Below are 8,687 nucleotides of genomic sequence, written 5' to 3' on the forward strand. Positions count from 1 at the left end.
TATCTGAAGTTGAGTGAGCTGGATCTGTAGAAACAAGAAGAGTTTTCAATCCGCTCTTTGCTGAAAATACAGCGTAAGAAGCGCTACAGGTAGTCTTACCTACTCCTCCCTTACCGCCAAAAAATATAATTTTGTTCATAGTTTCCTCCTTAAGCATCTAAATCATAATCTCCCCATTTTTCACCCCATACAGAATATCTGCTCATAGTTCTTGTTTGCCATCCATTTAAATCTTCTGCAATTAAGGGGAGCAGTTCTAGTGAATAATAGCTTGTTGGTATCGGAATACCCAAAATGTCACCAAAGCACAAAAGAATAAAGTCATCCATTTCATTGTGAGATTCTTTTAAGAGCAGAGATTGTGATTTTCTGTTGTAATCAGTGGCTCCTTGAAAAAAGAGCTTAAAATTATCAATAAACTCCTTAACTTTTTCCTTGTCCAAAATTTATCACCTCCTAAGTAAATAGAGCTAACAAAAATTTGTCAGCTCTATCATACAATTATCAATAATTAATTATTGATTTTTTCTTCAGATTTAATCAATGTCTTATATCCGTAGTTTGCAAGAACTATAGCTAATACTAGAAGAACTGCAGCAACTACTACCAATATCCCGTTAGTTGCCATATCAGCTGATTTTTGGATTATTAACAAAATCAATGCTGCAAATGTTACTGTAAACATAAATATTGTTGGAATAACTGCAGCTTTGAATTTCTTTCCATTTGTTTTTAGATATACTGCCAATGTAAGAAGTGCTAAAGCTGCTAACAACTGATTTGCAGATCCGAATATTGGCCAAACTTTTTGATAACCCATAACTGCAAGCATTCCACCAAGACCTGCTGTTATAATAGTTGACACATATTTGTTAGTTATAATGTTTTCTTTTCCATCTACTGATTTTCTGTTGTCAAACATTTCTTGGAATATAAATCTGCCAAGTCTTGTTGCTGTATCTAATGATGTTAAAGCGAATGCAGATATTGCAAGAGATGTAAATACTTTACCAGTTTCAAATGGCAGTCCGAAGGCAGCCATGAAAGTACCACTTCCTGTTGCAAATACGTTCATTGGTCCACCAGCCTTCAATAATTCACCAAGTTCTGGTGTAGCAATATAAGTTGCTGTTATTATAGCAATTGTAGCAAGCACACCTTCTATTAACATTGCACCATAACCTATTAATTTTATATCTTTTTCACTATCAATTTGTTTTGATGTTGTTCCTGATCCAACAAGGGAATGGAATCCTGATATAGCACCACAAGCAACTGTTACAAACAACATTGTGAACAAATAATTCATATTTCCAGTGTTAAAAGCAACAAAAGCTTTAGCTTCTAATGTTGGATGAAGAATAACTAAACCAACTACAGCACCTAGAATCATAGCATATAACAAGAATGAATTTAAATAGTCTCTAGGTTGAAGAAGTATCCAAACAGGAGCTATAGAAGCAACAGTAATATAAATTACTAATATAATTACCCAAGTACTTTTAGTAAAACCTGTTGTAAATGGAAATGCCATTCCAAGCCATATACATGCAAACAATAAAACAACTCCGATAACTGTACTTATGCCAAGTCCTGCACCTCTTCTGTATACAAAGAAACCAAATGCGATTGCTAAAGCAATAAATAATATTGAAGTAGAGCCTGCTGCCGGAGTTGATACGAATAGACCTGCACATATTGCTGTAAAAGCAGCTATTACCAATATAAGTGTTAACCAAGCAAACCAAGAAAATAATTTTCTTCCTGTGCTTCCCATAGTAGCATCAATAACTTCACCTAATGATTTTCCATCATGTCTTACTGAAGCGAATAATGCACCCATATCATGAACGCCACCAACGAAGATAGATCCGATTACAATCCATAACATAACTGGTAACCATCCGAATACTGCTGCCTGGATAGGTCCAACAATAGGGCCTGCACCTGCTATAGAAGCGAAATGATGTCCAAGCAAAACCGGTGCCTTAGCTGGGCAATAATCAACACCATCTTCTCTTGTATGAGCAGGTGTCGGTCTTTTAGGATCTATACCCCAAGATTTACATAGGTAAGAGCCATAAGTTGCATACGCAATAATAAATATAATAATGACTGATAAAATTAATACTAATGAATTCATTGTGTTTTCTCCTTTTAATATAATATTATTTTAGTAATATAAATCTCTTCTTTTCCCTCCTTCCTAGTGCATTAGAATAGGCTTGATTGGTTTTTAAATCAATTAATATCAACTTAACATTTACCCAACCTTTCAGCCCCAAATTATAAGATTTATAAAACTTAAAATTTTTAACTGCTTTTATTGTATCTTTATCAATGCTATTCTCTGAAGATATGAGAAAAGTTATGTTGCTTGACATATAATCCTTGTCTCTTATAACTATGTCATCAATATTGTTTTTGATATAATCCATTAATTCATTGATAGATTCGACAGTTACGGTATTATAGTTGTTATAGAGAATATACTCATTTACTGTAAATGAGTATATTTCAATATTTTTCAATGCAAAATATTTTGAATTTTTTGTATAATATCTACCATACAATGAAAACATTTTTCCACAGAGCGTTTTATCTAGCTCTATATCGAAATATCTTGTTAAGCTGTCTTTTAGTTTGTCTAAATACTCACTTCTGTTCATATAGTTTCATCCTTGCTGACTTTTACGTTGATTATATTCCCGTTTCATAAAAAAGTCAATAATATATTCAAATTCGTTCCCAAAAATTCATAGTGAATATTAGTAGTTACTGCAGAATCACTCAAATTTAAAATCTTTTAGAAGAATACTGGTTATTTGTCCTTTTTGTTTACTTATTAGTCAATATTTGATACAATAACTTATTATAAGCATTATAATATTATACAAGTAGAGGTTACTATGCAAAAGCTGATAGGTTTGTTTTATAATAGAGTTTTTCTTGTTTTAGTTGCTTTTTTATTTCAAATTCTTATATTAGGTGTTATTGTTTGGAAGTTTAGCAATTATTTTGTTGTTTTCGATGTAATTTTTACTATTTTAAGTGTATTGGTTGTATTGTACATAGTAAATAAAAGGAGCAATCCCGTTTATAAAATTGCATGGATTATTCCGATATTAACTTTCCCTGTGTTTGGAGGACTTTTTTATATACTTTTTGGTGGTATGGGCATAAGTAAAAAATCTAAGATTAGAACGAATGAGATAATACGTAAAATTCCAGACTTGTTAAGTCAGGGTAAAAATGGAATAATAAATCTTTATAATGATAGTATTGTGGCTGCAAATCAATCAAAGTATATAGAAAAATACTCTTTCTTTCCCATATACTCTAATACATCCTCTGAATACCTCACCCCGGGAGAAAAAATGTTTGACCATATGTTAAAAGAATTAAAAAAGGCAGAGCATTATATTTTCCTTGAGTTTTTTATAGTGGAGGAAGGAAAAATGTGGAGTAATATTCTTGATATATTGAAAGAAAAAGTTGCACATGGCGTAGATGTTCGCGTTATTTATGACGATGTAGGGTGTTTGTTTAAATTACCGCATGGTTATGATAAAAGTTTAGAAGCTATGGGAATAAAATGTTGTATTTTTAATCCTATAAGACCATTGTTATCAATAAGTTTAAATAATCGCGACCACCGAAAAATTGTTATTGTTGACGGGCATACTGCATATACCGGCGGCGTTAATATTGCAGATGAATACATTAATGAATTCGAAAGATTTGGTCATTGGAAAGATTCTGGTATTGTTTTGAAAGGAGAGGCGGTCTGGAGTTTAACAGTAATGTTTTTAACTATGTGGAACTATTTGAGAAAAACAGATATTGATTATGATAAGTTTAAACCATTTATAAACTGCAATGAAAAATTCGTTGCTGACGGTTATGTACAACCTTTTAATGATAGTCCTGTAGACGAGGAGTCAGTGAGTGAAGCTGTTTACATGAATTTGATAAATCAAGCAGAAAGTTACGTATATGTAGAAACTCCGTATCTTATAGCCGACAACAATATGATGTCAGCTTTGAAAATGGCTTCTAAAAGAGGTGTAGATATTAAAATAGTAACATCATATATTCCTGATAAGTGGTATGTACATGAAGTTACCAGATCTAACTATGAGGAGTTGTGTGAAGCGGGTGTATCTATATATGAGTATTTACCAGGATTTATTCATGCAAAGACATTTGTTGTAGACGATAAATATGCAGTTGTTGGAACTATTAATTTAGATTATCGAAGCTTGTACCTTCATTTTGAATGTGGAGTGTGGATGTATAAGACAAAAAGTGTTTTAGAAGTAAAAGAGGATGTATTGGAAACAATAATTAAATGCAAGAGTATAACATTAGAGGAATGTAAACGTGTAAAGTGGTACATTAAAATAGGCAGAACAGTATTAAAAGTTTTTTCACCACTCATGTAATGAAAACGGGGACGGTTCTTTTTGATTGATTCATTGATTCATTGATTCAATCTAAATGCAAAATAGTAATTATAAATATTAAAGAGGATAAAAATGAAAAAAGACATTAAATTTTACTGGACGTTGTTCGTTTCAACTTTTTCTTTGAGTGCTTTTACAATTGGAGGGGGATACGTCATCGTACCCTTAATGAGAAAGAAGTTTGTAGAAGAACTGAAGTGGATAGAAGAAGAAGAAATGTTAAACATAGTTGCTATATCACAATCAGCTCCGGGACCTATAGCTGTTAATACATCAATTATGGTTGGATACAGTCTGGCGGGAGTACTAGGTTCATTAGTTTCAATTTTGGGAACAGTGCTGCCTCCTTTAATAATTATCACGGTTGTTGCACAGTTTTATACAGCATTCAAAACAAATAGAATTGTAAATGCATTGCTTTTAGGAATGCGTGCAGGTGTTGCAGCTGTCATTTTAGATGTTATAATTAAAATGGCTAAAGATATCATAAAAAGCAGGAATAAAATTTCCGTTGCTATAATGGCAGTTTCATTTATAGCTGCTGTTGTTTTCGACATAAACGCTGCTTTGATAATAACTTTAAGCGGAGCTTTTGGAGCATTTTATTATCAAATGTTAAAAAAGGTTGGTAAAGAGCTATGATATATTTAGAAATATTTTGGAGTTTTTTCCAAATAGGATTATTTAGTATCGGTGGAGGATATGCTGCTTTACCACTTATAGAAAATCAAGTATTGAAAGTGCACAATTGGCTTACTTTAGGAGAGTATGCTGATTTGTTGACCATATCACAAATGACTCCTGGGCCTATTGCGCTAAATGCATCTACATTTGTAGGAACAAGAGTTGCAGGCTTACCTGGGGCTATAATAGCAACAGTGGGATGCGTTACTCCATCGTGCATAATAGTGCTGACATTAGCTTATTTTTATTTCAAATATAAAAATCTTTCAACAATACAAGGTGTGTTGAAAGGCTTAAGACCTGCAGTGGTATCTCTTATTGCTTCAGCAGGCTTGTCAATACTTATGCTTGCAGTATTTAAAACTGAAGGTGTTTCTTTATTTGCCGCGAAATTAAGTGATATAAATTTTGTTTCTATTATTTTAGTTGCAATAGGTGTATTTGTACTTAAAAAATTCAAGGCAGATCCTATAAAAGTAATGTTGGCAACAGGCATTATAGGAATTTTTGTTTATGGTTTGTTTTAAGGAGATAATATGGCAAACAATAAATTTACCCATTTGCATGTGCATACGGAATTTAGTTTACTTGACGGAGCATGCAGAATTGAAGAACTTGTAAAAAAGGCAAAAGAACTCAACATGGACTCCATAGCCATAACTGATCACGGTTCTATGTACGGAGTGGTGGAGTTTTTTAAGCAGGCAAAAAAAGAAGGCATAAAGCCTATATTGGGTTTTGAAGCATATGTATCGCCAAGAAAAATGACTGACAAGGATCCTCAAAAGGATAAAAACCAGTATCATTTAGTATTGCTTGCAGAAAATTTCGAAGGGTGGAAGAATATAATCAAACTTTGTTCTGCTGGCTTTGTTGATGGTTATTATTACAAACCGAGAATAGATCATGAAGAATTGAGAAAACACAGCAAGGGTGTTATTGCTCTTAGCGCATGCCTTGCGGGAGAAGTTCAAACTCGAATACTTGAAAACAATTACGAAGAAGCTGTAAATACAGCTTTAATGTATAAAGATATATTTGGTGAAAATAATTTTTTCCTTGAGATGCAAAATCACGGCATTAAGGAACAGCAGGATGTCAATGAAGCACTTATGAAAATGAGCAAGGAAACAGGTATTCAGCTTGTTGCCACAAATGACGTTCACTACATAAATAAAGAAGATGCGTACTTCCACGATGTTCTTCTCTGCATTCAAATTCAGAAAACTGTAATGGATGAAGACAGGATGAGATTTCCTTCACATGAATTTTATTTGAAATCATATGAGGAAATGAAGGAGCTTTTTCCTGATGAAGTGTTGAAAAATACTGCCATTATTGCAGAAAGATGCAATGTGGAACTTGATTTTAACACAGTCCATCTGCCTGAATTTAAAGTTCCGGAAAAATATACTAAGGCAGATTATTTCAAAGAAATATGTCAGAAAGGCTTAAAAGAAAGATATAAAGACATAACAGGTGAAATTCAACACAGGCTTGACTACGAAATAGGTATAATTCAGCAAATGGGATATGTGGATTACTTTCTCATTGTGTGGGATTTCATAAAGTATGCCAAAGATAATAAAATTATGGTTGGTCCGGGAAGGGGTTCAGCAGCCGGAAGTTTAGTTGCATATTCAATGAAAATTACAAACATTGACCCTTTAAAATACAACTTAATTTTTGAAAGATTTTTAAATCCCGACAGAATAAGCATGCCTGATATTGACGTTGATTTTTGTTACGAACGCCGTGAAGAAGTTATAGAATACGTAAAACAAAAATACGGAAGCAAAAGAGTTGCACAAATAATAACCTTTGGCACAATGGCAGCAAGAGGCGCCATAAGAGATGTGGGAAGGGCTTTAAACTTATCTTACGGAGAAGTTGATTTTGTAGCAAAAAAAATACCAATGAGCCTTGGAATGACAATTTCTAAAGCGCTTGAAGTGAACAAGGAACTGAAGGATTTATATGACGGCGACTTAAAGGTCAATAAACTCATCAATTTGGCTTTAAAAGTTGAAGGACTTCCAAGACATGCTTCAACTCATGCTGCAGGGGTTTTGATTTCAAAAGAAGATGTTACAGAATATGTGCCACTGTCAAGAAATAAAGATGTAATAACAACACAGTTCAACATGATTGAATTAGAAGAGCTGGGTTTATTAAAAATGGACTTTTTGGGACTTAGGACATTGACTGTAATTCGAGATGCAATTGATTTAATAGAAATAAACCATCATAAAAAAATAGATTTCAGCAACTGCCAATATGATGACAAAGAAGTTTATAAACTTTTTTCCAGTGCAGAAACACTGGGAATATTCCAGTTCGAAAGCTCAGGCATGAGGGCATTTTTAAGTGAACTTAAACCTACTGAATTTGAAAATATAGCAGCGGCCAATGCTCTTTACAGACCTGGTCCTATGGGTCAAATACCAGTGTATATAAAAAACAAACTAAACCCCCAAAACGTTACATATCTTCACCCAAAACTCGAGCCAATATTGGATGTGACATATGGCTGCATGGTATATCAAGAGCAGGTTATGCAGATAGTAAGGGATATAGGCGGATTTACCATGGGACGTTCAGATTTACTAAGACGTGCCATGGGCAAGAAAAAAATGAGTGTAATGCTTGAAGAAAGAAAAAATTTCATCTATGGCAAGTCAGCTGAAAATGGAGAACCTGGAATTTTAGGAGCTGTGAATAACGGAGTTGATGAAAAATCTGCCAATGAAATATATGATTTAATGGTTGAATTTGCAAAGTATGCATTTCCAAAGGCTCATTCAGTCGCTTATGCAGCACTTGCTTATGAAACAGCGTGGCTTAAATATTATTATTCTGTAGAATTTATGGCAGCGCTCATTTCAAGCATTATGGGAAGTTCAGGAACTGTATCATTATATATAAGAGAATGCAAAAGGCTTGGAATAGAAATACTACCACCTGACGTAAATGAAAGCAGGGATAAATTCACAGTAGAAAATGGTAAAATTCGTTTTGGATTGGCTGCAGTTAAAAATGTAGGAATTAATGTAATTACAGATATTATAAACGCTAGAGAAAAAAAAGGTAAGTTTACAAGTTTTGCAGACTTTTGTGCAAAAGTCGATAAAAATGTTTTGAATAAACGTCAGATAGAGTCATTGATTAAATGTGGTGCCTTTGATTTTCTTGAAACTCACAGATCTCAGCTCATGGCCATATACGAAACAACCATTGATTCGGTAGTAAATCAAAAAAGAAGAAATATTGAAGGGCAATTTTCTCTGTTTGACAATGCTGAATCATCAGTTGTTAATAATACATTTGCGGAGGAAATGCCAAAGCTTCCGGAATACAGTGAAAAAATACTTCTGGCAATGGAAAAGGAAATGCTGGGAGTTTATTTAAGCGGTCATCCTCTTTCTGAATATGAAGAGGAGCTTGATAAAACAGCAACTACCAATTCCAGCGAAATTACTGAATTAAAAAATGCAAATGAAGCAGGTGAAGAAAACAATAATCTTCATGATGGAAGCA

The 8,687-nt window shown here is 33.4% G+C and carries 8 protein-coding genes; 4 read left to right on the forward strand and 4 right to left on the reverse strand.

Annotated features, from left to right (window positions below):
* The 4 genes from SA378_RS05790 to SA378_RS05805 form a co-directional block, all read right to left on the reverse strand.
* Positions 1–139 (reverse strand): ArsA-related P-loop ATPase (locus SA378_RS05790; protein ID WP_318525044.1); only part of this gene is annotated, 139 nt, incomplete at its 3' end.
* Positions 140–149: 10 nt separating this feature from the next.
* Positions 150–443 (reverse strand): hypothetical protein, encoded by a 294-nt coding sequence (locus tag SA378_RS05795; RefSeq protein WP_318525037.1) that lies wholly within the window; start codon positions 441–443, stop codon positions 150–152.
* A gap of 68 nt (positions 444–511) precedes the next feature.
* On the reverse strand, positions 512–2,143 hold the full coding sequence (locus tag SA378_RS05800; RefSeq protein ID WP_318525038.1) for a carbon starvation protein A: 1,632 nt from the start codon (positions 2,141–2,143) through the stop codon (positions 512–514).
* 25 nt (positions 2,144–2,168) lie between these two features.
* The gene (locus tag SA378_RS05805) at positions 2,169–2,669 is read right to left on the reverse strand and encodes a hypothetical protein (RefSeq protein WP_318525039.1); all 501 of its coding nucleotides are present in this window, start codon (positions 2,667–2,669) and stop codon (positions 2,169–2,171) included.
* Between the two features lie 240 nt (positions 2,670–2,909).
* On the opposite strand from SA378_RS05805, the gene cls reads away from it, so the two are divergent.
* From cls to SA378_RS05825, 4 genes are all read left to right on the forward strand, one after another.
* Positions 2,910–4,445 (forward strand): cardiolipin synthase, encoded by a 1,536-nt coding sequence (cls, locus tag SA378_RS05810; RefSeq protein ID WP_318525040.1) that lies wholly within the window; start codon positions 2,910–2,912, stop codon positions 4,443–4,445.
* A gap of 93 nt (positions 4,446–4,538) precedes the next feature.
* The gene (locus tag SA378_RS05815) at positions 4,539–5,108 is read left to right on the forward strand and encodes a chromate transporter (protein WP_318525041.1); all 570 of its coding nucleotides are present in this window, start codon (positions 4,539–4,541) and stop codon (positions 5,106–5,108) included.
* A complete protein-coding gene (locus SA378_RS05820) occupies positions 5,105–5,677 on the forward strand; it encodes a chromate transporter (RefSeq protein ID WP_318525042.1) in 573 nt (190 codons plus the stop codon). Before SA378_RS05815 ends, SA378_RS05820 begins: the two co-directional genes overlap by 4 nt.
* Positions 5,678–5,686: 9 nt before the next feature.
* A partial coding sequence (locus tag SA378_RS05825; RefSeq protein WP_318525043.1) for a DNA polymerase III subunit alpha occupies positions 5,687–8,687 on the forward strand: 3,001 nt, incomplete at its 3' end.

The sequence above is a fragment of the Sedimentibacter sp. genome (assembly GCF_033447055.1).
Classification (GTDB): Bacteria; Bacillota; Clostridia; order Tissierellales; family Sedimentibacteraceae; genus Sedimentibacter.

Bases quoted from the DNA above. Each gene is read 5' to 3' on its own strand.
- SA378_RS05800 (WP_318525038.1), bottom strand. From the start codon at position 2,143: ATGAATTCATTAGTATTAATTTTATCAGTCATTATTATATTTATTATT.
- SA378_RS05805 (WP_318525039.1), bottom strand. From the start codon at position 2,669: ATGAACAGAAGTGAGTATTTAGACAAACTAAAAGACAGCTTAACAAGA.
- cls (WP_318525040.1), top strand. From the start codon at position 2,910: ATGCAAAAGCTGATAGGTTTGTTTTATAATAGAGTTTTTCTTGTTTTA.
- SA378_RS05815 (WP_318525041.1), top strand. From the start codon at position 4,539: ATGAAAAAAGACATTAAATTTTACTGGACGTTGTTCGTTTCAACTTTT.
- SA378_RS05820 (WP_318525042.1), top strand. From the start codon at position 5,105: ATGATATATTTAGAAATATTTTGGAGTTTTTTCCAAATAGGATTATTT.